Below are 25036 nucleotides of genomic sequence, written 5' to 3' on the forward strand. Positions count from 1 at the left end.
TACCCATTAGGATACCAATCCGTTGAACAAGAATCAAGTCTTTTTAACGCCTGACTTGATTTCCGCTTCGCTCCTCTTCATCCTGGCGCTTAAGCGTGTCCTGATAATAGCTCGCCAAATCTTTCTTCAGCTTGATCAAAGAGGGACGATGAATATACATCATGTGCCCCGCATCATAGTACTGCATGTCTATATGATCGAGCAAAGAGGGATCCAATCCCAAATGATTGAACGTATACTCCGTCGCAAAGAACGGCGTTGCCAAATCATAATACCCGTTTGCCACAAAAACAGTCATATACGGATTCTTGGTCATCACGCCGCGCAACGTATCGGCCACATTCAAATACTGATTGCTAATGCCATAGTCCCAAGGCTGGACGCTGGTCAAGATCTTATAATGGTTATCATTCTTCCACTTGAGCTCCGTATGGACATAATTGTTAAACGTGGCTGTAAAAGCGCCGAAAATAGCATCCGCACTGGGATCATACTCAAAGCGCTCGCCCACAGCATCGGCATCTATGCCCATAAAACGACTGTCAAAGCGGCCGATCGTCCGTTTGCGGTTGCGCAAGAGCTCCTTGGCATAGCGCAAGATGTCAATGCGCAGGTTGCTTTTCTCAATGTAGTCCGAAGAAAGGCCGGTAAAGCGAGCGAGCTTGCGCGTAACGTCTGCGCGCTGCTGGGGAGATAAGAGATCTCCCTTGAAAAGAGCCAGCACGTATTCATTGTTGACAAAGTCGCGCGCGGCCTGCAAGACCTCTGTCAAGCTGGCTTGCTGCAAGTCTTCAGGAAGCTTTTTATGGTACCAAGCAGCTGCCGTATAGCTGGGCAAAAAAAGCAAATAGGACAAATCATTACCAGCAGAAAAATCAATGGACTGGAAGTTAAGAACGGAAGAGACAAGAATCACACCATTGACATACATATAGTACTCATCGTGCAAATAACCGGCCAAGCCTGCCGCACGCGTTGTCCCATAGCTTTCGCCTGCAATAAATTTGGGCGACTCCCAGCGATTGAAGCGGGTGATGTACAGGCGGATAAATTCAGCGACAGACTTAATGTCTTCTTCCACCCCATGAAAGCGCTTCGCTTCTTCGGGAGGAATGGCCCGGCTAAAACCCGTTGAAACGGGATCGATGAAAACCAAATCGGTCTGATCCAAAATGGAAAATTCGTTATCGACCAAGTGATAAGGCGGCAAGGCATCCCCGTTTTCCGTCAAAAATACCCGCCGAGGCCCAAATACGCCTAAATGTAACCAAACCGATGAAGAACCGGGGCCTCCATTAAAGCAAAAGGTAATGGGCCTTTGGCGCATGTCCTCTGTCCCCTCCTTGGTATAGCTGATAAAGAACAGGCTCGCTTTGGACTTGCAATTGTCGTCCCTAAGGATCATATTACCCGCAACAGCTTTATAAGCAATCGGCTGCCCATTAATGGTGACTTCATGCCTTGTCTCGGAAAATTCTTCCTGGTCAATACAGGCTGTTTTATTGGCTTCTTGGTCATTGCCATTTTTTTTCGCTTCTTCTGCGGTTACGCTAAAAGGAAGAAAAACAAGACAACTCCAGAAAAATAGGCGGCATATTTTTTTGAGCATAATCATCCTTATCTATTTCTATAAACTTCGGTATTTGGGGCTATTGTACGGCTTTTTCTTTTTTATGCCATCTCATTTGCCTGCCGTTTCCCTCTTTCAAAAATTCCTATTGACTTAGCTTTTAATCATTTATATATTTTTCAGTTAAAAATGGTCGGCTTATGCTTACTTTAAATCCTATCGCGTTCTCGTCTTTCGTTAACTTTCCCGCTCTCTTTTACAAAGAATTGTCAAAAAGAGAAAAGCTTATTGCCGTCATTAGTGCGGTCGCTGCAGGCATTATTGCCTTATTTTCTTTTTATAAGCTTTATTCTCTATATAAGCATTATGTGCTTTGGCCACAGCGTATCCGAAAGCTGAACGAGGAAGGAATAGCAGAAAAAAGGGTGCGAGAAGCAGCCGGTCGCTACTTTCCCATTAAAGGCGTATTCGATTCTGATCCCTTAGAGCGCTCCCATGATCGTTTGGTTTGCATGTGGAATACCTTTCACAGCCGCTTAACACACAAAGAAGCCTGGAAAGATCCCGTTTTGATTACGCAATTCACTCATTTAATGGAACGCGCCGGCGATGAGATCGACTTAATTTTCCATCAACTGGATGAGCTGACAGAAAATGAGCCTGATAAACCGGCTAAAATGGCAAATATCTTGACTTTTCAAGCCTATGCCAGGACGGACTACAATTTTTGCTATAAGTATTTTCGCTGCAGCGTCACTCAACTCTACCATCTAGCTAGGGGCTATGTCTATTTCAATGGCAATTATTACCAAGGGACCCGCAATATAACTGATGCGGAAAAAGCGCCTTTCTATACGCCAGGAACGCCTCAGAATCGCTGGAGAGAAATTTACAATCGATTTTGTGAAAAGATTGATTTGTACCATATGCGGGGCACGCTGCAAGAGCAAGACGAACGCTTCCTCAACTGGGCCAACCCTGATTTGAGAATGGAAGATCCTTTTTCTCCCTTTCCGGATACGACACCTACTTGAGTATTCCGGTTAAAAGGCCTCCATTTTAGCCTGCAGATCGGTTAGGGAGATTCCAGTGAGGCAGAGGCGCTTATGACGGCTTGTTTCGCCTTGGATGAGTTCGACATGCGACTTGCCGATTCCAAGAAAGCCGGCAAACATGCGGATGAGCTCGGCGTTCGCCTCTCCCTTGTCCGGAACGGCAGCGAGGCGTATTTTCAACTCCTCGCCCTCCCATCCGACAATTTCTGAACGGGACGCTTTCGGAATGACTTTGACTTTTAAAATGATTCCCCGATTTGTCTGTTGAAACATTTTATCTCATCCGCTATGAAGGAATTAGATCTAAAAATAATACTCGCTTATGTCAGATAGAACCATTTTATTTATTTCTTCGCTTGTCATTGCGTTAGCGGCCGTCGCTAGCCTGATCCGCTTTTTTTGGAACATTCCGGTTGTTGTGGGCTGCTTGACTTTTCCCGGATGGACGGGCGCAATTGCCTTTTTGCTATTGGGACTCTTGTCCTCTTGGTCCTTTAGAGCTCTCTATTCTCTTTCTCCTTCATCACTCCCTCGAGATCTTTGAAGGACACAAGCACAGCGCCTGCCCGTTGCATGAGCTGCAAAGCCTGCTGGCTATCCTGTGGCTGAAGATTGACCCCACGGCAAGCGTCGGCGATCACATAAGGATTAAATCCCAGCTTGAGCGCATCCAGCACGGAATACTTGACACAGTAATCGGTCGCCAGGCCAGCGAAGTATAAATCCTTGATGCTTTGCTCCCTTAGATAAGTTTCCAATCCGGTGGATTTGAGGTGGCCATTATCAAAGAACGTGCTGTAGCTGTCTATTGAAGGGTCCGTGCCCTTATAAATGACCTTATTGATACAGGTAGTGTCCCAGCCAGGTGCAAACTCGGCTCCGCGCGTCCCCTGCACGCAATGCGTGGGCCACAAGATCTGATCGATTCCGGCCAGCTTCACATGCTCTCCCGTCCGCTTGCCGTGATTGGCGGCAAAGCTCCCATGATCGGACGGGTGCCAGTCTTTGGTCGCAATAATCAAATCAAACGGATAATGAACGAGCGCATTGATCAAGGGAATGATTTCATTGCCTTGCTTGACAGCCAAGTTGCCGCCAGGCAGAAAATCGTTTTGCACATCGACAATAAGAAGGGCTTTTTTCATAATGCTTCAAGGGGTTGGGGATGGAATGGGCGTGACTTCCCTTACTTGTTTAATCAAATGAATTTTTAAGTCATAAAGCGTTTTTTCCATGCCGACAAAATAGAGATGCGGATTGATAAAGCGCTTGATTCCCATGGGAAAACAGCTGAGCTCTTTTTTAGTCCGTTCCCGAATTTCCTTTAAAGTCGGCAGTTGATAAACCCGCTCCCCATTGCGAAAGATGGGCTCAAGCAAATCCTTGCTTTGCAGCCCTTTTCTAATCAATCGCTCTTTGGTGGGGTCAAGCGGATCGACAACGCGGCAGTCTCCCTTTATAGGAGTTTCGATATTGTAGATGACGTCAGCAACGTTTTCCTGGCTGGTATAAAAGCGCTTGACCTGCAAGATGCCGGGATTGGATACCTTCGTCATTTGCTCGGAGAGCTTCAGCTTATATTTCCATTCTTCTCCGGGATTGCGGATCGCAGACAATTTGTAGACGCCGTCCAAAGCCGGCTGATCTTTAGCCGTGATCAAATTCGTCCCTACTCCCCAGACATTGATCTGGGCTCCCTGGCGCTTCAGTTCGCTGATCAGCAATTCATCCAATTCATTGCTGGCCACAATGACAGCATCTGGAAAACCGGCCTGATTGAGAAGCTCGCGGCTTTTGATGCTGAGATCGGTCAAGTCGCCTGAATCCAAGCGAATGCCAAGCATTTTTTTGCCTTGCGCCTTCAGCCACTTCCCTACTTCAATGGCTTTTTTTACTCCAGCCAAGCTATCATAAGTATCGACCAAAAAGATACAATTGTTGGGCAAGGCTTCGGCATAGGCTTTAAAGGATTCCATTTCATCATCAAATACCATCACCCAGCTATGTGCATGCGTTCCCTTAACGGGAATGCCAAACAGCTTTCCGGCCAAGACATTGGACGTCGACTCGCAGCCACCAATATAAGCCGCCCGGCTAGCTGTCAAGGCCCCGTCAATCCCCTGCGCCCGCCTCACGCCAAATTCCATCACGGGCTCTCCCTTAGCCGCCAAGCAAATGCGGGCGGCTTTAGTCGCAATCAGGGTCGGAAAATTGATTAAGTTCAGAATCGGGCTTTCGAGAATCTGGCACTCAATCAACGGACCTTGCACGCGCACAAGCGGCTCATAAGGAAAAACAGCCGTTCCTTCGGGAACGGCATCAATACTGCCTGAAAATTTTAAGCACGACAGATAGTCCAAGAAATCTTCATGAAAATAAGGCTGTCCGTCCGGGCCTGAGACTTTGGCCAGATAATCCAAATCAGACGAATCGAAGTGAAAATTTTCCAAAAAATCGATCAGGCACTCCAGCCCGGCTGCAATCGTAAATCCGCCTTGAAAAGGCGTTTTACGGAAAAAAAGGTGAAAGACGGCCTCTTTCTTGTCCAAGCCTTGCTTCCAATAGCCATAAGACATGGTCAATTGATAAAGATCGGTCAATAGGGCGAGCGACTGATTATAAATATGCGGAATACGAGTTTGGGACATAAAGCTAGGTAAGTAAGGATTGAGAGGATTGCTTTAAAAGATAATTTTTACGCTGTTGAAGCTCTTCCAATTGCTTCTGCAAATGCTCAATTTCTTCTTCCTTTTGCTTAATTTTTTGAATTTCGCGGCTATAGGCTTCCCAGTCTGCAATCATCAACCCTTGCCCTTCGACCTCTTCTTGCATTTCTTGCAAATGGGCATCATGCAGGCGCTTCTTCAAACTCGCAATTTGTTCTTCAATGGAAGCCAATTCCATTTTAACCGGCTTTCCTTGGATTTCTTCACCTATCAGGCCATTTCCCAAGAGCGGAGCGGCGCAAGCGATGAGCATGTATATTTTTCGTTGCATAGAAAGTCTCCATTAATATCGTGCAAAGAATACTGAATTTAGAATTCGAAGTGAAGCAGTATAAAAGGCTGCCTTTCTTCTTTTTCATTTGTTTTCTTTAAAATGACTTTTTTTCCCTAAAAAAATTTCCTGTCTTTATAATCGGTTCAACTATTCGAGGATTATTATGCATCGACCTTCTTTGTATCTTCTCTTATTTATGGTCTGTTTATTTGGAGGGAATCCCTTCTTGACCGGAAATGAAACCCTTGTCTTGCGTGACAATTTGCAGCGAGCCGAGCCGGGCGATTACCTTGTCATTTCTTCGAATAAGACCGATACGCTGATGCATATCTACGCCAAACAAGACAACGTCATCACAATAGAAGAAATTGCCGTACCGGACGGGGAAAAACCAAATAAACTGTCTTGGAAAGACTGGGTGACGCAAAATGCTCCCGGAAATACTTCTTGGGTCATGTACGACATCGACCTCCGCACGGGGCAAATGATCAGCTATTACTCTTTCACCAAAAGAGGCTGGTATGAGATACCAGATGCCGACAACTTCTTGTCCAAGCTGCTCAATTTGCGCTTAACAAAAATTCCCTTGAAAGCCAGAAAAAAAGTCGGCCCCAAGCCTACTTCAGGGCCTGACTTCCGCCCGCTTTGGCAACCGCGCATGATCGTGGACGGAAAGACTCTTAAAGACGTCCAATTTGACGGCTGGACGACCAAATGGCCGCGGGACAGCAGCGATCTGTCCGGCAAAACCATCGAGGTTTATTTGCCCCAGGAAAGCCAGCGCTATCCCTCTTATTTCCCCTATTGGCTGCAAATTAACGGAGCGGTCGGCAAAGCCAAGATACGCGTCATCGATTCAGGCAACCATCTGCACTCTCCCAAGCCTCCTTTGTCTGAACTAAGCTCCTATTCATTCACTCCTTCAGATTAAATTAGGAATGGCAACAGCCTTATCTTCGAACCAACAGGAAGTTATTAACAATTTTTTAGCTTCCTTCTTTCCTTCTATTTTTAGAAGACAAGTCAGCTCCTCAAAATAAGGAAATCGACAAATCATTTATAATTAAAAACTTACGTTTACAACAAATCCACTTTAACCACCCTAAATTTTTCTTAAGAGCGTTTTTATTTCTCCAAACAACTTTTTATCAACAAGTTCTGCACAAACATTCCACAAAAAACGTGGTTAATTATTAGCCTTTTATCTATAAACGCGTACAAAAGGTGTAAAAAAAGAAATAATCCACTGCATACAATTTCAATGCTTTACCCATAAGCTATTTATTATAAATTAGATAAGTATTAAATGAGGAGGTTCTTTGAGAAGCTTTAGTAAAAAAAACCATGCTTCAAAGAAGGGGATATGAAGACTTATTCTATTCCAAAATTTTAGAATTAAATCCAGGCATCCCAGTCTTTTTTAACGTCATATAGATTATTTTGATCCCGCACGCGCAAAGCCGCATCGCGGACCGTGCGATCAATATGAGGCGTAGATAGAATCTTATGAGCCAAGTCAGGAGCCGGATAATAGGGAGAATAAGCTGCTGTGGCATCAAAGAATAACGCATTTACTCCCCATTCTTGATCGCGAACATATATCTTCTTAGCGTCTGCCTGATTATTGACCTCTGCAATCGCATCAAAGGTACTTGCAACTGTTTGATTGACTTTATCTGTGACAGCTCCATTCAAATTTCTTATCCACTTAAACAAACGGCCAAATACATTCCATTTGGAAATAGCCAATAAACGCCCTTTTGAATCTACATCAAAGTTAGCATGAGAATGACTATTCCATAATACATTGGCATTGTGATCTCTTATCTCTACACGCATCATTTTTCTCGATTTTAATTTATAATCACAATTAACAACTTAAAAAAATATACGCAATTACATGCTTACTTTTTAAAATTTAAAATCATTAAATCAGTAAAATTTATTTTGCTTAAAAGATATCAAATAAGGATATCAATTAAAAGTCATTTTAAAGTGAAAGCGAAGGAAAGGTTTAAAGATTTTTTTTCAGGAAAGAAGGATATTGTCATTTCTGCTCGAATGCGCTATTCTCATCTCTTTTCAATCAAAAATTAACCGCCACTTTTTTTATGCCAAACGACTCAACTAGCCTCTATTCCCTGCATAAGTCCCGTCAAATTATGAAGTCCAGCTATAAATGGTATCGCAAGAAAGCGCAGGACCTCCCGTCCGATCAGCGTTTTTTTTTAGAATCCCGCCTTGAGGCGCTCGATCAGGCATTGTTGAAGGACGACCGCAGCGAGTCTGATCGTTTGGCGCGCGAGCTGGAGGCGTTTTGCCAAGCTAATTTTAGAAAGAGTTTTTTGGAATATCTATGGGAAATCGGCCTAGCCATTATTGTCGCCTTATTGATTGCAACCGTTGTACGCCAGATGTGGTTCGAGCTTTATGAAATCCCAACCGGATCGATGAGGCCGACTTTCGAAGAACAAGATCACCTAACCGTGACAAAAACGGCTTTTGGCATTAATGTACCTTTGCAGACCGCTCATTTTTATTTTGATCCCAATCTCGTCCAACGAACAAGCGTCATTATCTGGTCAGGCGACGGCATTCCGCATTTGGACTCCGATTCGACTTTTATGGGCATTTTTCCCTATACTAAGCGTTACATCAAGAGCTGTATGGGTAAGCCAGGCGATGTCCTGTATTTTTATGGCGGGAAAATTTACGCCATTGACAAAGACGGCAACGACCTAACGGAGCTGCGCGACAGCCCCTATTTGAGCAAGCTCGAGCATATTCCCTTTACTCATTTCGAAGGACGACGCTCGTATGTGCAAGATCCGCAATCGAAATGGATTACACAGGCCGTTTTCAATCAATTCAACAAGTCGATTGGACGTTTGCGCTTTATGCCAGCTGCCTTGAAGGGAGAGATTTTTAATGGGGAAGAATGGATCAAGGATAAGCCGATGGCCCAGCGCTATCCGCACTCGACCATTCAAACGTACAGCGATTTTTGGGGCATGCGCAATATTGCCATTGCCCGCCTACTGACGAAAAAGCAAGTTGAGGCCCTTACGCCTTTCAAAACGGATGAAATGGAAGATGGGCTTTTATATTTGGAACTCCGCCATACTCCCAGCTTAAGCTTTCCCCAGCCGGTCATTTCGGAACAGTTTGGCCCCAGTATTATGGGCTATACGACAGTGATTCCTCTGCAGGAAAAGCATTTAAAAGCGCTCATGTCCCATCTTTATACATGCCGTTTCGTCGTTCAAAATGGGCAGGCCAGCCCTTATCGCGCAGGCTCTCAAAGAGGCCCGTCATCGACCAGTCCCCGCTTTCCAGGCGTGCCTGACGGTACCTATGAATTTTACTATGGCAAGGGCGTTAAAGTCGGCTGGGGCGGCATTACTACGGAGCTTCCTTCCGATCATCCGCTTTACAATCAAGCCCCAAGCCATATTCAAAAGCTATTCAATATAGGCATTGAAATGAGCACGCAAGTGGAGCCTAGCGCCCGAAACCAAATTTTCTATCCCAACCGTTATGCGTATTTCCGAGATGGGGCACTCTACGTAATGGGCGGCGCCATTATGGAAAAGGAAGATCCGCTTTTGCAAAGCTTTCACAAGCGCGAGCATCAAAGAGAGGAATCTTCCACCGAGCAAGCTCCTTATGTCGCTTTCAAGGATTATGGGCCTCCACTGGCATCAGATGGGAAAATAGACAAAGACTTTATTCGCACTTTTGGCTTTAAGATTCCTGAAGGCCAGTATTTGGCCCTTGGTGACAATCATGCCATGAGCCAAGACAGCCGCTCGTTTGGGCCCATCCCTCAGGCAAATCTGCAAGGCGCTCCTTCGCTGATTATTTGGCCTCCCGGCGATCGTTGGGGAATTCCCAACCAGAAGCCTTATCCCGTATTTACGCTTCCTCGTCTGATCATTTGGAGCATTGCGGCTTTGATCGGGCTTACGTGGTGGCTATTGTACCGCCGCAACAAGCGTCAGCCTATCTTTCACAAAGTAGCCTAATGGCTGCTTTGTGAAGTCCATGCCGGCTTTAAAGGAATTCAATAAAGAAGAGCGGTTAAAAAGAGAAGGCAGAGAAGAAAAAGCAAATTCAGGCCAAGCCTGGCGATTTTTTCTCTGCAATCTAACAATATAAAATTCACTAAAAGAATTTAAAGACTCTGCTTCTCTATGGAAGCTATTCTAAATTACTCAAGAGAGGCTATCCTTCACTCTTTTGGCTAGAGACTAGTCGTCCATGCCATTAATAGAGACAACATCTGCGGGACGTTTATAGCATTTTAGGCCATTCATCAGGCCCGGCGTAGACAAAAGCTCTAAAGTCACCATCAAATTTTGATATGTTTCTTCGGATAGCAAGATGGCTGTCCCCTCTTCGGAAGAGATGCGGAAATGGCTATTTTCTTCTTGAACAAGAGTAATAAGGTTAGTTAAATTCTGTGCCGCCTCTTCAGCCGTAAATGTTTTCATGTGTCCTCTTTAGTTAGCAGATGATAAGTCAAAGCTAGGGTGTTCAAATGGCTAATTGCCTAGCACATATGGATTTGAACACTTCCTAGTATTTAGGCTCGACTAATGGCAATAATGGTGGGCTCTCCGTTTAAATCCCACTCCGTTCCTTCGCATGGGCCAAACTGCACTTCAACAGCCAATACCTCATGACAGATATAGTCTTGAAAGTGGCGAAAGCAAGAGACCACGCGGTCTGTTGTCTGCATGTGGAGCTTAATTCTGTCCGTTACTGCTAAATCCGCTTCGCGGCGCATTGTATTGACTTTATTTACAATTTCCCTTGCCAATCCCTCCTGAAGCAATTGCTCATCCAGGTTGGTCTCCAAGGCTATTGTAATTAACCCCTCATTTGCAGCAATGATCCCCTCATGCACAACCCGTTCGACTTGGACGTCTTCTGAAGTCAGCATCACGGGCTTTCCTTCCAGGTGGACAACAACAGTATGATCGTTTAAAAGCAATTCTAGCTCTTTCTGATCGAATGATTCGATGGCCGTTTGAGCTAAACGCATCAATTTCCCCACCTTTTTGCCTAAAACGCGGAAGTTGGGCTTGGCTTTTAGGCTGACAAACTCCCCTTCATTCTCGCTAAAAAGGATCTTCTTTACGTTGAGCTCTTCTGCAATTAAATGCTGTTGATCTTTCAAGAAGGAAAGGACCCGCGGATCAGACGAAACCAAATAAGCAGAGGCCAGTGGCTGGCGTACTTTAAGCTTGTGCTCTTTGCGCAGCGCATGCCCTAAGCTGACCGTCACTTGGACAGCCGCCATCTCATCTTCCAGCCTCTTATGGCGCAAGTGCTCCTCATAGACCGGAAAGTCGCATAAGTGGACAGACTCCGGCATATCGGGAGAGCGCATGCTTTGGTAGATCGCCTCGCTGATAAAAGGCACGTAGGGAGCTGCTATTTTGGTCAATTCGATCAAAACATGATAAAGCGTCTCAAAAGCTTGTGCCCGGTCCGGCGTATCTTTTTCTTCCCAAAAACGGCGTCTGGAACGGCGGATATACCAATTTGTCAATTGATCGACAAACGCCACAAACGGCTCGACGGCTTGGGACAGGTCATAATTGTCCATTCCTTGCTCGACTTCGTGGACCAGCTTGTTCAATAGGGAAATAATCCATTGGTCGATAGCTTGCTCAGGTTTTAATTTGGCACCTGAAGGCTTCCATTTATAGATACGGGCATAGGTTGTAAAGAAGGAATAGGCATTCCATAGAGGCAAAAGGATTTGGCGCAAGACCAATTCCACTCCGCTCTTGGCGAAAGACAGATCATCTGCTTTAACAGCGGGGCTATGCAACATATATAAGCGGATTGCATCAGCACCATATTGATGAATAACCTCAATCGGGTCCGGATAGTTTTTCAAGCGCTTGGACATTTTGGCCCCGTTTTCCGCTAAAACCAGGCCATTCACGATGACGTTCTTAAAGGCCGGCTGGTCAAATAAAGCCGCTGCCAAGACCGTCAACGTATAGAACCATCCTCTTGTCTGATCCAGTCCTTCCGCTATAAAGTCTGCCGGGAAGTTCTCATCAAAAAGCTCTCTATTCTCAAAAGGATAATGATTTTGCGCATAAGGCATTGAGCCCGACTCAAACCAGCAGTCGAAAACCTCAGGAATGCGGCGGAAAACCTTGCCATTCTTTTCAAAAGTCAGGTTGTCTATGAAATGGCGGTGCAAATCTTGAATCTTTGTCTGGGTCAGCTCTTCCAATTCTGCAATGCTTCCCAGCACCATGATTTCTCCGTCATCGGCGCGCCAAAGAGGAATGGGCGTTCCCCAATAGCGGTTGCGGCTGATCGCCCAATCGCGCGCACCTTCCAACCATTTGCCAAAGCGCCCGTATTGAATATGTTCGGGAGTCCAGTGGATTTTATCATTAGCCGCTAAAAGCCGGTCCTTCAATTTTTCGACCGCGACAAACCACGTGCGGATTGTCTTGTAGATCAAAGGCGTATCGGAGCGCGGGCAGAAAGGATAGCGGTGATGGCATGTGCCTTGATGGAAAACTTTCCCCTCTTGCTTGAGGCGTCGCATAATGTCCTTGTCGGCATCTTTGACAAATAGGCCGCGATATTCGACGATTTCATCTGTAAATTGTCCGTTATTGTCAACAGGGCACACCGGCTCGATTCCCGACCGCTGACAGACATAGAAGTCTATTTCGCCAAATGCCGGGGCTGCCTGCACGATTCCCGTTCCTTCTTCAACCGAGATCGAATCTTCCAATAAAATGCGGAAATCACCCTCATTGGCTTTTTCAATAAAATAATCAAAGACAGGAATATAGCGCTTGCCTTCGAGCTCAAGCCCGGGAAAAGTACGCAGGATCGCATACTCGGCTGCATCTTTATAATAGGCGGAAAGCCGCTCGGATGCTAGGATATAATGCCTTTTCGACGCATGGTCCAGGATTTCCACATATTCGATCATGGGACCTACCATCAAGGCCAAATTCGACACAAGCGTCCAGGGAGTCGTCGTCCATGCCAGGAAATAGGTATTTGCATCATCCCTTGATTGAAAAGCGACAGTCAGAGAGGGATCATCCACGTCCTTATAATTTTCCGAAGCCTCAAAGTTAGAAAGAGGAGTTCCTAATTTGGCTGAAAAAGGCATGACCTTTAAACCTTCGTAGACTAAGCCTTTTTCATAAAGCTGCTTGAATACCCACCAAACGGACTCCATAAAGGGCACATCCATGGTCCGATAGGTATGCTTGAAGTCTACCCAGCGCCCCATGCGATTGACAGTCGATTTCCATTCTTCGGTATAACGCAGCACAATATTACGGCATTCTTCGTTAAAGCGGGCAATGCCGAATTTTTCAATCGAGGCCGCTCCTGATAAATTAAACGTCTTTTCAATCTCATTTTCAATTGGAAGTCCATGGCAGTCCCATCCAAAACGGCGGGGAGCATAGAATCCCTTCATTGTCTTATACCGCAAGACGACATCCTTAATTGTTCCGGCTAGAATATGTCCATAGTGCGGAAGGCCTGTCGCAAAAGGAGGCCCGTCATAAAAAGTAAATAAAGGGCAGTGTTTGCGGTTGGCCACCGATTTTTCAAATAATGCGCCCTCTTGCCAAAACTTTAAGATTCTTTTTTCTCTTTCGTCAAAAGACTCTTGCGGAACTTCATGAAACATATCAATCTCTTTATATTTAACCTTGCTCAGAGGATTTTCTTTTAAGCCTAACCCGTCTAGCCATTCAACCAGGCAAGGAGGTAAAATTATCTTTCCTCTTATTCTCAATTAATTATGTAAAAGAACAAGGAGAAGAATCTCTCATTACTTTCATTCTATGTAGGTATTTTTTTCCTAACGCGACATAGTTTACTTCTTTTGAGGCTTTATACACAAGCGAACTCAAAAATTGAGTGGATTATATCCATGCGAACTTAAAAATTGAAGTTTTGGTTGCCTTTATTTTTTTAGTTCTTGCCCTATCGATTCTTTTAATCCGGCTTTTTATTAAAGGCTTTTTTGCCTTTTCATAATAATTATTTCCACATTTTTCACTATTCATTTAGTTAAAGGCACTTAATTAATCCAATTTTGAATCCCATTTCGGTTAAAGAAGATATTTGTTCTTAGAAGGCCTATTAAAACTCATCATCTAAATTTGAGGTGTTTTCTCCCTATGAAGCTCGAATTTAGATTAGCAAGCCTTTTCTCATCTATGCCAGGCACATTTGAGTTTTAATCCAGACTTTCAAATCCTTCATTCTTTCAAATAGACATTTACAGATTTATTATTAAGCTTTAGCATAGTTAAACAATTGAGAATTTATGACTCATACCTCTATCAATGAGAGAAGAACTTAGCTAGCAGATTGAACGTGAGCCTAGACGGTTAAAGGTGCAGATTGTAATCGATTGATTAGCTTCTTGCCTGAAAATAACGATTGATCGCTAAGGTTTATATGAATCTATTTCGTGGGCAAAAACTCTTATTGGGAATAGGAGTATGATAACATATAGTTGATTTATGCTTCAAATTAATGCATGTCTAAGAAAAGCGCCTTATCAGGCTTCTAGTACAAGAGCGTCTATTTGTCCTTGTTGGCAAGGAAGGCGTATTGCTGTGCAATTATATAATCCAGATGGTGAGATCGAAACGGTTAGCGCCTACTCGTTTAATCCCTACAAACAGACGATTTGGCAATGGGTCTTTATATGGTTGAAAGAGCTTTTTTTCGGCAGAATGACCGTGTTGGTGAAAGTAGAGAATGAGCCAGATCTTCTTTACATGCGTGTAAATGAGATCAGCCGTGTCCTGCGACAGCCGTCTGACAAACTGCGGCAGCAAGGCAATAAAACCGACCTGACCGCTTATCTCATTCAACAGCAGAAGAATACTATCTTTAATAAATTAGAAGGAATTGCTAGGCACCAAGGTTTTTCAATAAGCGAAGAAGAAAGAGAAAAATTAAAGGCTGTTGCAGAGCATATTCCTTATGAGAATCTGGACAAGATTTTAGCATTTGAGGATTTTGATCAGGCTCGCTTGCTGGGAACATTTATTCAAATCGGCGATTATTTTCTTCACCCCTCTGCATCCATCAATAAACGACCAAATTTTGGTTATTCCTTTGTTATTAAGGGAGAGAATATTTTCATCTCTAAAGTTGACCATGCCGTTCGGAAAACAATCAATCTTTTCAATCTTAGCTTAGAAGAGCAAACCTTATCCAAAGAAGACCTGCAGCAGCATTTGGAGGAGCAGACAAATTCTCAAGCAAGCTCTACAATTGCCAATTATCCCATCCTAAATTTGGTCCAAAGCATTACCAATCCCTATTATTTGGAAAAAGAAGCTGTCTTTGAGCAGCTCAATCAGCTTGCTCAAGCCTGTCATTTGCAGCTAATGGAAAAAAAATATTTCAATGCTCTTACCCGCCGCGTCCATCCTGACAACTTGATGACCTTGCTCAACCAGCTGAAGAGCAGAGAAGAAAAACAAGTCCTTTTAAATACTTTTAGCGCAATTGGCCAGCAGCTTTATCACGATCCCTGGGTTTTTTCTCTCTTAAATCTTGCCTATATCAAAAAGAAGAAAGATCAGAATGGGAAGGCTCTCTCCCATACGTTTGCTATTAATAAAAACGAAGTGATTGTCGTCCAAAATAAGTTAGCGGAAGGCGGTTCCAAAACCGTCTCGTCCGCTATTCTACTCAATACGCTCCAGCCTATGGTTCGCATTAAATTTAAGAATAAAGATGTAGGCAATGAAAAACTTCGACAAGAAAATGAGCTTCTTCATACGCTCCGCAAAACAAACAATCCCTATCTTGTCGTCCCCTATCATTGCTGCATTATCAACCGCGTGATAACTGAGCAGCTTTGCAAAGAGCGCATGATTGTTTTTCAGAATAGATATGGAACAGGAAAGGATCTTTTCGAGGCTTCCGCAGGACATATTTTAAACGCCTTAAAAGAAATTGCGCTAGGGCTTAGCTGGCTGCATCAAGACGGCTATATTCATGGAGACATAAAACCCGAAAACCTTTTAATTGAAGGCGATATCAACGGCCAAGAGTTTGTACAAGGAAAATTATCCGATTTTGGCATGACGGTCAAAAAGGGAGAGCCGCTAATTGGAGGATCGCCTTTTCATTTTCCCGCAAAGGTTTTACAAGCCATATCTAATTCGCCTGCGAGATGTTTGGCAGAGGAAGACATGGATTGGTTTGCCTTTGGCATCACGACTTTGCAAATCCTATGCTGTGATCAGTTAGCCCTTCCTGCCAGCTTTGGCATGCAGACCCCTGCAGAAAATCAAGAGATTTTGACCGATATCGATACGCTTCTTCAGCAACAGCATGAGCCTGGATCGCAGGAATTGGCCATCAAGCAGGGCTTATTGCAAATTGTCAAACAGATTTTCGCTACCCAAACGTCCCTCTCTCAGCTTAAAATCGGTCAACAATTGCAGACCCTTCAAAACCAACATTTTCCCACTCAAGCTGCCTAAAAAGAAATCAAATTGGATTTCAATTTAAAATAAATGTCTTTTGACATATAATAGAGCTATAAATAATGGGGGTGTTACGGTTTCGACTAGGAAATGAAAAATTGATTGCATGCGGAGGATATCGGTTGGCCTCCTTAAAAAACCGGTAAACTATTAAATGCCGACAAAATTGTCGCACTCGATTTCAGCCCAGAGGCTGAACTCCGAGCTGCTGCTTAAGACCTAACAGTCTGAGTAGCACGATAGCCTGAAATTGGACCAGGGGTTTCAGAATCTATCGTCATCCACTTGGTGTGGAATTAGCCCCGCCGCTTCTAGGAGCTAATGCCGAGATTAAACGAAGCAAACTAATCTTATTGGCGCGTTCTGCATAGAGATTAGCCAATTTTCAGAACGATAAGCATGTAGTGGTCAATTCGTAATTTGCCAAGGACGAGAGTTCAATTCTCTCCACCTCCAATCAAACAAAAGGCTTCAGTTTAACGACTGAAGCCTTTTGTTTTTAGTGACATACAATACAAAATTCATACCGAAAAATTCGACTGCGTAAAGCTCAATTACGCAGTATTTACGCACTAGACCAAACGAAACTGCAGTAAAAGAATTGGAGACACAGTTGGCATGGAATCAATAAATCCAGTTTATCTGGATAACAGGGTCGTAAGGAAGTTAATAGAAAATCCTGAAATCCGCATCGAACTTTTCGATGATTTTTGCAGGCATATTGGACGACGTTATCAACCTGTCCATTCTTATTACTTATTTTTCGAATATATTGGATTTCATAAAACAAAATTAGAAATACCTAAAGATCTACAGGCACCCACGCTACCTTTTCTACAAAAGCTCAAAAAAGAAAATTTATCCAAAGACGAATTAGCTACTATAGATCAAGAACTTATCAAAGCCCACTCTAGCATTAAAGAACACGTTAACGCCAAACTTTACACGTTGATTACTCACTTTAAACATCTCATTAAGGTGAGAGAAGTTCGTTTAAAAATAATTAAAAAGAAGTTTAAAGCAGAGCAAGATGGCATCGAGCTTCATGAAATTCTGTTTGCGGATATAATAAATCTTTTCAGGAAAAGTTTGTCACAATTTGTAGAAAGAGCTTCTGAATATCTAGCATGGGATATTTTTTGTACATTAACCCCTCCCAGCGTATCTACACCACGCCTAAGGCAAAGACAACTAGCTCATTGGTTTAAAATACATCAAGACGGTATTACATTACCTTTTGGAAAGTTGGTAGATGATCATGCCGGATATTATAATATGAAATTTGATTCCAATTACAAGTCCTATGAAGACATGGTGGATTCTGAGGCATTGACCTATCTTGTCACTGGTCTTAAGGATGCCGATTGCCAGATCTTAGCAATAAAATATGTAACTTTTGACGCTTCAAGTGAGATCGGTGAAAGGATTCAACTTGGGCTAGGGACACTCCAAAATATTGAACAAACTTTGAATGTTTGTATACCGAAACAAACAGGCAAAGCCTATTTGCTGGATGAAATCACCCACAAAATTGTGAATATCCACGAATCTACTGAGAGAAAAAACATCATCTGTTTATAATGTACTGTGACACTTGTGATTTCCGTGATTCCCTGAGAAGGAGGCATCACAATTCAATGCATTGTCACATAGATGGAAGCATTGGTAAAGAGATGGTCTATTTAACCGCTAAGCGATATCAAATAAATTTCTCATGCGTTGGAAATCAATAGTATTCTCAGAGAATTTAATAAAATATTGTAATTGCCAGGCTTGCGTTTTCTTAGCTTGAGAATTATCAGCTCTATCCCAAGGGGGATAAATACGCATAGCTCTTTTGCCTTCCTTTCCATTGCAAGATACAATTCCTTTTTCGCAGAGCACAGTTTTTGGAAAAACAAATTGGCCAAAATGGTTTTCGGCACGCACGCTGACTACAAGAGAGTCAAAAGAATCAGTAAATTCATAGGGCAAAATTGGTCCTTCACCTAGACGTTTCCAAAAAGTGACAAATTGTCCAACTTTTGTTGGGGTGATCTTTCCTACGCGAAATTTGACAGAACGATTCTTTATGATAAATTCAGAAGCTCCGTAATCTTCACTCTCATCCTCTATCTTCAGATTCTGAAGGATAAGCCCAGATGGCTTATAGATAAGGTTTTCAGCTAATAGCAAATCTGGATGAACCCTCTTTGAAAGGACATTCTCCTTTAATTCAATGACCACGATGTTTTTCCTTTCGTTTTTCTTGTTTGAGGGAAAATTGCTCTTCTTTGTGAGCTTGTTTCTCAGCGCTGCTTATGCTTTTTTTCTCTTTCTTTTTCTTCTCAATCTCTTCTCGCATGTAGTCTTTTGCTAAAGTTGATGGCTTTGATGTTTCCCTCATTTTTTCCATTTCTCGACGGACTTCCCGCTGCACTCTTTTTGGATTCATCCGCTGAATTTGAATAGTGATTTCTTTAGCTTCTCCAAATTTTAGCTCTACATAGTGCTTTAGAACAAATTCATGAACTTCAGAATCAGAAGGTTCTGTACCAAAAATATGACGTGCAATTGTATATCCTTCTTTATCTGTACGCTCAAAAGTTCCCACGCAAAAGCGTTTTTCAAAGAAAATCGTTGCTTTAACTATAGCCATCTCTTTGCCTCATACTCTCGCCGTAGATTACCCATCCACAGCTACACTTTCTGGGTAATCCTATCTAAATTTCACAAAAACAACTATATTTTTGTGAATTTTATACATTTTCTATTGCGATTTTCACAAAAACATGATACTTTTTGTGAAAAGTGAGTAGGAACAATATGCGCGAAAGTATGGAAAGCAAAATAAAAAATAGGATTATCGAACACGGCAGCGGTTGGTGTTTTACCCCTATGCATTTTGCAGATTTAGGTAGCGATGCTTCTATTAGAAAAGCTCTCTCCCAACTTCAAAAACAAAGCTTTATTAGAAGGCTTGCGCAGGGTTTGTATGATTATCCCAAAAAGCACGATCTCCTGGGTATTATTCCTCCAGATGTCAACGAAGTAGCCAGAGCAATTGCGGAAAAAGATAGTGTACTAATCCAACCTGCAGGCGCTCATGCGGCAAATTTAGTAGGCTTTTCCACGCAAGTTCCAGGCCGAGTTATATTTCTTACCGAAGGGGCATCTAAGAAGGTGAAAGTTGGCAATCAAGAAATCATTTTCAAAAAAACCACAAGAAAAAACATGCTCTCTGCTGGAACTAAAGAAGGTCTCATAATACAGGCTTTAAAAAATCTGGGAAAAGATCATATCGACAAAAAAATGCATATGCAAATTGCAAAATTGCTCAAAGATTCGACTGAAGAAGAAATTAGAAAAAACATGAAGTTCGCTCCCGCCTGGATCAGAGTTCTTGTTTTTGAAGTGATAGGAATAAAACCATGAACGAGATTCATCTTTTACCTCAAAATGAACGAGAACTTTTTTTCAGAGCTGCCGTTGATATCAAGAGCATGCCTTTTGAAATTATTGAAAAAGACTATTGGGTCGTATGGGTTTTGAAAAGGCTGTTTTCGCTAGAAAAGATGAAGCCCTATCTCACCTTTAAAGGGGGCACCTCTCTTTCAAAAGTATATGGCTTGATTGATCGTTTTTCAGAAGATATTGATCTTTCAATCGAAAGAGAATTTTTTGGCTTTGGTGAACCTCATAATCTTGAAAATGCCTCTTCCAAGAAAAAACAAAACGCTATCATTGATAATCTTTCAAAAGCTTGCTCCAATTATGTACAAACTGAAATGTTAGCCAGCCTTAAAGAAACTTTTTCTGCAGAGCTCAAAACAACCGATGGGTGGCAAATTTTTTCTGACCCAGAAGATCCTGATGCCCAATCATTGTTATTTGAATATCCAAGTAACACCTCAAAAACAGGATATATTCGCCCTCTTGTAAAAATTGAAATTGGAGCAAGGTCTGAACACTGGCCTGTCAGCGAACACAAAATAGAGAGCTATGTTAAAGAAGTATTAAAAGAAAAAATTCATGAACCTGATACAGTTATTCGCGTACTGAATGCTGAACGAACTTTTTGGGAAAAAGCAACTATTCTTCATCAATACGCACACCTGCCTGAAGATAAAAAGCTTCCACCACGCATCTCTAGACATTTTTATGATTTTTTTCGATTAATAAACTCTTCAATAAAGAAAAAAGCCCTTGAAGAGGTAGCCTTACTTGAAAGAGTGGCCAATCATAAAAGTATTTATTTTGCCTCAGGCTGGGCAAGCTATGCCACCGCCAGAAAAGGAAGCTTAAAGCTCGTTCCCCCACCTCATGTTTTAAAGGAAGTTCAAAAAGATTACAGTCTAATGAAATCAATGTTTTTTAGAGAGATTCCTGCCTGGGAATTGATTTTAAAAACCGTTAGTGAATTTGAAAACGAGTTTAACAAAGAATAGCTTGTATAGGAAAACTAATGAAATTCCAAACACCTTTGCCATTAAAACCAGGCGATAAAGTCGCTATCGTATCTCCGTCTTCTGGAATGCCTTTTCTTTTTCCATGGGTATACAAACAAGGATTAAATCGAATTAAGAAAATTTTTAAGCTCATACCTGTAGAATTTCCTACTGCCTGCCAAAGTCCAGAATATCTCTCTTAAAATCCTGAAGCTCGCGCAAAAGACATTAACGAAGCTTTTTCAGACCCCTCTATTAAAGGCATCATTGCGACAATAGGTGGAATCGACCAAATCAGGATACTTCCTTACTTAGACAAAGAGCTTATTTCACGTAATCCCAAAATTTTTATGGGTTACAGCGACTGCACCAATCTATATCTGTTTTTATGGAATTTAGGAATTGTTTCTTATTACGGGGATGCCGTGATGACCCAATTTGCAATGGGCGGTGGGATGCAAGATTATACACTCTCCACCTCCAATCAAACAAAAGGCTTCAGTTTAACGACTAAAGCCTTTTGTTTTTAGTGATATACAACATCTGTTTCTATAAAAGACAAAACGATGTCCAATTAGTTTTTTTACTGTTGTCTAGCTGCTTTTCTTCACAATCTCCGATTTGAGCATCATCTGACCAAACCCTGGAACCTTCGCTTCAATGTTATGGCCGTTAACCTCATCCACCAAGCGAATATTTTTCACTTTTACTCCTACTTTTAAATCTGATGAGGATCCTTTAACCTTAATATCTTTGATAATGGTCACAGTATCGCCATCCTGAAGGGTATTCCCATATGCATCCTTCACAACGGACTGTTCCGTTTCGCTTTTCTTCTCAGTATAAACAGTCCACTCATTTCCACATTCTGGACAAACATAGTAGGCACCATTTTCATAAGTATATTCAGAACCACATTTTGTACATTTAGGTAAATCTGTCATTAATAAACTCCGCTTATTTATGCAAACCTCTATCATAAATCATAAAATGAACTGTCGTCCAATCAAAAGTTCTGAATGCGTCTCTCCACCTCCAATCAATTCGGGCTTCACTCTTAAAGTGAAGCCTTTTTACTTCCCGTTTCCTTCACCTTAAAATTCAACGAACGCTTCAAATACATAAAATCCAATTACGCCTGGCTATTCCTCTCTTACTTCCATAAAGAAAATTTTCTTGTCAGCTCCGACACTTTATCCCAACTGCCAAATAAAACAACGCCATAATAGATTAAAGCGGCTTCTTCTGTTTGCTTGGTTCGTTCGATTTGCTCTAAATAACTGCCTATAGTCATGGTATCGGTAAAATCAGCAAAACGTATTCCAGCCTGTAAAGCAGCCTCGCGGAGCGCTCTTATTTTATTCGAATTCGCTTTCAAAATCATGAAGGGCATCTCAGAGATATTTGGATGACTCCCTCCATCCGCATCCATATAATCGGTCAGGCGTAAAAGCTCTTTACCTATATCGGCCCCAAAACCGATACACATGTGAGCCAAGGCATTCATAATTACACCCGGCTCAATCTTTTCGTTCATAACCGCTACCAATTTATTTTCGAACATAACTTTTCTCTAAAATTTAATTAGATAACTGTAATGGCTTCCTTACTCATCAAGGAGTGATAAGAAGGCTGTTTTTGCTCAGTCATTAGACCAAGAAATATCCCAAATTCCAAAAACTCGCGGAAGATTAAGGTCTTCTGTATTCGGCTCCATTTTTTTAGCAATGGCGCAAAGACCCATCATAAAATTTTTCTGGGCTTCAGAAAAAGAAGAATCAAGATTTTCGCCGCGCGCAAAAGCCACCACTTTATTAAATAGCTGAGAATAATTAAATAAAGCCGCCGGATCCTCAAATTGAAACGCTCCCCGCTCCCCAGTCTCATAAGCCAAAGAGGTCATAGGAGAGGCAAAATTGACCAACTGGTTAGAAGCGCTAATATTCACCACCCCCTCTTCCGATTCAATTGTATTAAAGCGAATGATGTTGATTGCCGAGATCACTATATCGGTCTTACTTTTAATTGGAGCTAAAAGAATCAAGCTCCAATCTTCACACTCTAGCCTAATGGGACCATTCGATTCTAGAGGAGAATATACAATGGCAAAGATAGACCCATTAATATCGACTAGCTGTAATCGGCGATCTTCAGTGCTCGTCGGAAAACCAATTTTCAGCTTACTATTATTAAGCGGCAGGTCGTTATTTGGATCTTTCATTGTCTCCTCACAAAATTTTATGTATTTATGGGTAAGGATTTTATATTAAAATTTACTTTTAATACAAGAATTAGGAAGCAGACTTTTCTTTGAATTAGATGGGAAGTCTTTAAATATTGGAAATGTTAGAAGGAGTAAGGGCATTTATCCGAAGAGACATTCCAAACGCCTCTTCAGCGCCAATAGATCAAGATATGTTCTTTAAGAGAGCCTTAAAATCGCAGATGGCCAAGACTCGCATTTTTTTAAATAGGGGTTGTTATGGGGTTTAATACATCTCTAAGAAAAGCCTATAGCCCACATAGCGGTCATCATAAGAATCCCCATACACACCCGGATCAAGGGTTTCATCAAGCCTAAAACCGGCGCGTATATATAAACAATGGGCTGCCCAATTGATTTTACGTGTGATTAGCTTTAACTCTTTGGCTCCAGGAAAGATTTCATTAATATAGTCATTTTTAACAACTGCAGCAAAAAGAGTGGTTGCGACTCTTTGGTTGTGAAAACATGCCTCTAACGAACATTGGCTAAGGTAAATATCCCCTTTTTCAGAAAGGGGGCTATGAGATAGCCAGCCGATCAGATTTCCTTCCACGTCGGATAGATAGATCATCCGCTTCAATCCCTGTAAGCATTCGGCGTACTCTTCATCAAACGTGTGGCTCAGCCATGTTTCTAAAGACAGCCCTTCTTTTAAACGCAGCCACTCTTCAATCGTCTGCATTGAGCCGCTTTGTCGATGATACTCTTGATAAGTTGCTGAAAAAGCGTCCTGGAAAATTCGTTTGGCAAGATCCGCTGTTCGTTGCATTTCCTCTGTATCTGGGCGATAGACAAGACAAAGGCCGATAGGCGTTTCAATTTCTAAATAAAGGACCTGTGAGGAAACATCCCAACTAGACTTTATTTCCGCTTGTAGCGGCATGGCCATTAGTAAAGGAAGCAAAAGTAAGAAAAAAAGGCATTTGATCTTCATTAGGGACGCTCGAGTTTTCGATTTTACCGTTTGCAATTTTAAACCGTTCATTTTAACAGACCTTCTAAATTTTCCCAATTAAAAGTCCTGTCCTGTCCGCTTACCTCCCATGCGTTTTCCTTTATCTTTTCTTGGCAGAAGTTGACGTATAGGTGTATTAAAACCCATAAGGAACGAGAGAGAGAGGGACAATCTGAGTAAATATGGCTCTCTTACTCGAACTTTCTAAAGGAAAAGAACGCGAATCGAGGTCATTAGCGGTTTTAACCCCCTTTTAGAGGAATGGATAAGCCATTTTATTTCCTACCACGCCCTTACGCTCTCTCTGTTTTTTGCTGGCTTTATCGCCTTGAGAGAAGCCGGTTCCTCTTTACTTTGATGCGAAACAAGACGCTCAAACAAATGCGCCAATAAAAGCTCCCGCTGCTCATTGCCCTGAAAAAGGCTGGGAAGGATTTTTTCTAAATGGACATCGCTGGCATCCAAGAATAAGGGATCGTACTCGAAATGGACTCCGCTTAAAATCGCTGTTCCTTGTCCTATTCGGCATTGAATAATGGCAGGAAGGGTTTCTTCAAGGTCATAAAAAGCAAGGATTGAAACGTCTTTGTAAGCAGGAGCTTCAACAAAATAACAACCGCCATTATAAAAAATAGTGAAACGCTCCCCTTTTGGAAAAGCCTCTTCCACGGCCCACGTTACTTGGGCTGCCCGCGCTCCACTTTCTGAAAGGTAATCGTAGGGAGCAAGGACTGGACCTTTTGCACTGCCGGGAAAGAAAGCCAGTTCTCTGTCTCCTTGGACCTCAAGAGGCGTATCTTTGGCAAAATCTACAAATGCGCTTGCATAGTATCCGCCTGCACAAATTCCAAGGAAAGATCCGCCTTTTTCGACGTAATCTTTAATTTTCTGATTACCCGTCCCATTTAAAGCCTGCGTATAGGGAATGTCGGCCCCCCCAGGAATAATAAACAAAGCCGCCTTCTCTTCCCATTGATCCGAGATCACTTGCAGCGGGCTGATCTTTTCCACAGCGTAAGAACCCGAAAATTTTCTTCTGGCTGCCAGCTCTATTTGTTTAAGGCTGGCTTGCGACACTCCCGGGCCGTTGTAAATAAAGATGGTCTTTTGAGAAGAGACGTCCTTATCGCACTGTGAATAAAGAGCCAAGGAATGAAAGCAAAAATAAAAGAGAGAAAGGAGCTTATATTTTATTTTAAATAATTTATCTGACATTAATCATCTCCTTAATGGC

24 protein-coding genes, 1 other RNA gene and 1 pseudogene are annotated in these 25036 nt (G+C 42.4%); 11 read left to right on the plus strand and 15 right to left on the minus strand.

All coding sequences use genetic code 11. The annotated features are described in order from the left end of the window. Positions 1–43: 43 nt before the first annotated feature. Complete coding sequence (locus BN3769_RS01230) at positions 44–1609, minus strand: S10 family peptidase (protein WP_079989361.1); 1566 nt, start codon at positions 1607–1609, stop codon at positions 44–46. Positions 1610–1770: 161 nt separating this feature from the next. Here BN3769_RS01230 and BN3769_RS01235 point away from each other — a divergent pair, with 161 nt between their 5' ends. Next, positions 1771–2604, plus strand: a complete 834-nt coding sequence (locus BN3769_RS01235) for a hypothetical protein (RefSeq protein WP_068466748.1) — start codon at positions 1771–1773, stop codon at positions 2602–2604. A gap of 9 nt (positions 2605–2613) precedes the next feature. Here BN3769_RS01235 and BN3769_RS01240 read toward each other — a convergent pair whose 3' ends face one another. Continuing rightward, complete coding sequence (locus tag BN3769_RS01240; protein WP_068466750.1) at positions 2614–2898, minus strand: DUF167 domain-containing protein; 285 nt, start codon at positions 2896–2898, stop codon at positions 2614–2616. Positions 2899–2947: 49 nt separating this feature from the next. Here BN3769_RS01240 and BN3769_RS01245 point away from each other — a divergent pair, with 49 nt between their 5' ends. Further along, positions 2948–3169: a hypothetical protein gene (locus BN3769_RS01245; RefSeq protein WP_068466752.1), complete on the plus strand. Its 222-nt coding sequence runs from the start codon at positions 2948–2950 to the stop codon at positions 3167–3169. Here BN3769_RS01245 and pncA read toward each other — a convergent pair. The 3 genes from pncA to BN3769_RS01260 are packed head-to-tail and all read right to left on the minus strand — an operon-like array spanning position 3120 to position 5622. Continuing rightward, positions 3120–3770, minus strand: coding sequence for a bifunctional nicotinamidase/pyrazinamidase (gene pncA, locus BN3769_RS01250; RefSeq protein ID WP_068466754.1), 651 nt, complete (start codon positions 3768–3770; stop codon positions 3120–3122). The two genes, BN3769_RS01245 and pncA, sit on opposite strands and share 50 nt — an antisense overlap. 6 nt (positions 3771–3776) lie before the next feature. Next, positions 3777–5273 (minus strand): nicotinate phosphoribosyltransferase, encoded by a 1497-nt coding sequence (locus BN3769_RS01255; RefSeq protein WP_068466756.1) that lies wholly within the window; start codon positions 5271–5273, stop codon positions 3777–3779. 4 nt (positions 5274–5277) lie between these two features. Then, positions 5278–5622, minus strand: coding sequence for a hypothetical protein (locus BN3769_RS01260; protein ID WP_068466758.1), 345 nt, complete (start codon positions 5620–5622; stop codon positions 5278–5280). Positions 5623–5788: 166 nt separating this feature from the next. Between BN3769_RS01260 and BN3769_RS01265 the strand changes: the two genes are divergently transcribed. Next, positions 5789–6556, plus strand: coding sequence for a hypothetical protein (locus BN3769_RS01265; RefSeq protein WP_195155526.1), 768 nt, complete (start codon positions 5789–5791; stop codon positions 6554–6556). A 464-nt stretch (positions 6557–7020) separates the two neighbouring features. Here the strand turns inward: BN3769_RS01265 and BN3769_RS01270 are convergent, their stop codons facing one another. Continuing rightward, positions 7021–7467: a hypothetical protein gene (locus tag BN3769_RS01270; protein ID WP_068466762.1), complete on the minus strand. Its 447-nt coding sequence runs from the start codon at positions 7465–7467 to the stop codon at positions 7021–7023. 269 nt (positions 7468–7736) lie between these two features. On the opposite strand from BN3769_RS01270, the gene lepB reads away from it, so the two are divergent. Next, entirely contained in the window at positions 7737–9650 is a 1914-nt protein-coding gene (lepB, locus tag BN3769_RS01275) for a signal peptidase I (protein ID WP_228840586.1), read from the plus strand. A 225-nt stretch (positions 9651–9875) separates the two neighbouring features. Here the strand turns inward: lepB and BN3769_RS01280 are convergent, their stop codons facing one another. Beyond that, positions 9876–10118, minus strand: coding sequence for a type II toxin-antitoxin system Phd/YefM family antitoxin (locus BN3769_RS01280; RefSeq protein WP_068466767.1), 243 nt, complete (start codon positions 10116–10118; stop codon positions 9876–9878). A gap of 92 nt (positions 10119–10210) precedes the next feature. Further along, positions 10211–13321 (minus strand): isoleucine--tRNA ligase, encoded by a 3111-nt coding sequence (gene ileS, locus BN3769_RS01285; RefSeq protein ID WP_068466769.1) that lies wholly within the window; start codon positions 13319–13321, stop codon positions 10211–10213. An 844-nt stretch (positions 13322–14165) separates the two neighbouring features. Between ileS and BN3769_RS01290 the strand changes: the two genes are divergently transcribed. The 3 genes from BN3769_RS01290 to BN3769_RS01300 all read left to right on the plus strand — a co-directional run bounded on the left by BN3769_RS01290 (position 14166) and on the right by BN3769_RS01300 (position 17735). Next, complete coding sequence (locus BN3769_RS01290) at positions 14166–16151, plus strand: protein kinase domain-containing protein (RefSeq protein WP_068466771.1); 1986 nt, start codon at positions 14166–14168, stop codon at positions 16149–16151. Between the two features lie 67 nt (positions 16152–16218). Further along, positions 16219–16611: a transfer-messenger RNA gene (ssrA, locus tag BN3769_RS01295) on the plus strand. Positions 16612–16772: 161 nt separating this feature from the next. Beyond that, on the plus strand, positions 16773–17735 hold the full coding sequence (locus tag BN3769_RS01300; RefSeq protein WP_068466773.1) for a hypothetical protein: 963 nt from the start codon (positions 16773–16775) through the stop codon (positions 17733–17735). Between the two features lie 108 nt (positions 17736–17843). Here the strand turns inward: BN3769_RS01300 and BN3769_RS01305 are convergent, their stop codons facing one another. Both BN3769_RS01305 and BN3769_RS01310 read right to left on the minus strand, forming a co-directional pair. Then, positions 17844–18380 carry a MepB family protein gene (locus tag BN3769_RS01305; RefSeq protein WP_228840587.1) on the minus strand — a complete coding sequence of 179 codons (537 nt, stop codon included), beginning with the start codon at positions 18378–18380 and terminating at the stop codon, positions 17844–17846. Beyond that, the gene (locus BN3769_RS01310; RefSeq protein ID WP_068466775.1) at positions 18370–18792 is read right to left on the minus strand and encodes a YjdF family protein; all 423 of its coding nucleotides are present in this window, start codon (positions 18790–18792) and stop codon (positions 18370–18372) included. The genes BN3769_RS01305 and BN3769_RS01310 overlap by 11 nt, the downstream gene beginning before the upstream one ends. 167 nt (positions 18793–18959) lie before the next feature. Between BN3769_RS01310 and BN3769_RS01315 the strand changes: the two genes are divergently transcribed. From BN3769_RS01315 to BN3769_RS15205, 4 genes and pseudogenes are all read left to right on the plus strand, one after another. Continuing rightward, complete coding sequence (locus BN3769_RS01315) at positions 18960–19568, plus strand: DUF6088 family protein (protein WP_068466778.1); 609 nt, start codon at positions 18960–18962, stop codon at positions 19566–19568. Continuing rightward, on the plus strand, positions 19565–20581 hold the full coding sequence (locus BN3769_RS01320; protein WP_068466780.1) for a nucleotidyl transferase AbiEii/AbiGii toxin family protein: 1017 nt from the start codon (positions 19565–19567) through the stop codon (positions 20579–20581). Before BN3769_RS01315 ends, BN3769_RS01320 begins: the two co-directional genes overlap by 4 nt. 17 nt (positions 20582–20598) lie before the next feature. After that, positions 20599–20784, plus strand: coding sequence for a hypothetical protein (locus BN3769_RS14610; RefSeq protein WP_154017771.1), 186 nt, complete (start codon positions 20599–20601; stop codon positions 20782–20784). Positions 20785–20799: 15 nt separating this feature from the next. Beyond that, positions 20800–21111: pseudogene (locus tag BN3769_RS15205) on the plus strand (LD-carboxypeptidase); the annotation flags it as partial. Between the two features lie 63 nt (positions 21112–21174). On the opposite strand, the gene BN3769_RS01330 reads toward BN3769_RS15205, so the two are convergent. From BN3769_RS01330 to BN3769_RS01350, 5 genes are all read right to left on the minus strand, one after another. Further along, on the minus strand, positions 21175–21525 hold the full coding sequence (locus BN3769_RS01330) for a zinc ribbon domain-containing protein YjdM (protein WP_068466783.1): 351 nt from the start codon (positions 21523–21525) through the stop codon (positions 21175–21177). Positions 21526–21734: 209 nt separating this feature from the next. Continuing rightward, the gene (locus tag BN3769_RS01335) at positions 21735–22145 is read right to left on the minus strand and encodes a DUF2000 domain-containing protein (RefSeq protein ID WP_068466785.1); all 411 of its coding nucleotides are present in this window, start codon (positions 22143–22145) and stop codon (positions 21735–21737) included. 78 nt (positions 22146–22223) lie between these two features. After that, positions 22224–22802: a hypothetical protein gene (locus BN3769_RS01340; RefSeq protein ID WP_068466787.1), complete on the minus strand. Its 579-nt coding sequence runs from the start codon at positions 22800–22802 to the stop codon at positions 22224–22226. 268 nt (positions 22803–23070) lie between these two features. Next, a complete protein-coding gene (locus BN3769_RS01345) occupies positions 23071–23832 on the minus strand; it encodes an N-acetyltransferase (protein ID WP_068466789.1) in 762 nt (253 codons plus the stop codon). 252 nt (positions 23833–24084) lie between these two features. After that, positions 24085–25017 (minus strand): BPL-N domain-containing protein, encoded by a 933-nt coding sequence (locus BN3769_RS01350; protein WP_068466791.1) that lies wholly within the window; start codon positions 25015–25017, stop codon positions 24085–24087. Positions 25018–25036: the final 19 nt, after the last annotated feature.

The organism is Candidatus Protochlamydia phocaeensis (assembly GCF_001545115.1).
Taxonomy (GTDB): Bacteria; Chlamydiota; Chlamydiia; order Chlamydiales; family Parachlamydiaceae; genus Protochlamydia_A; species Protochlamydia_A phocaeensis.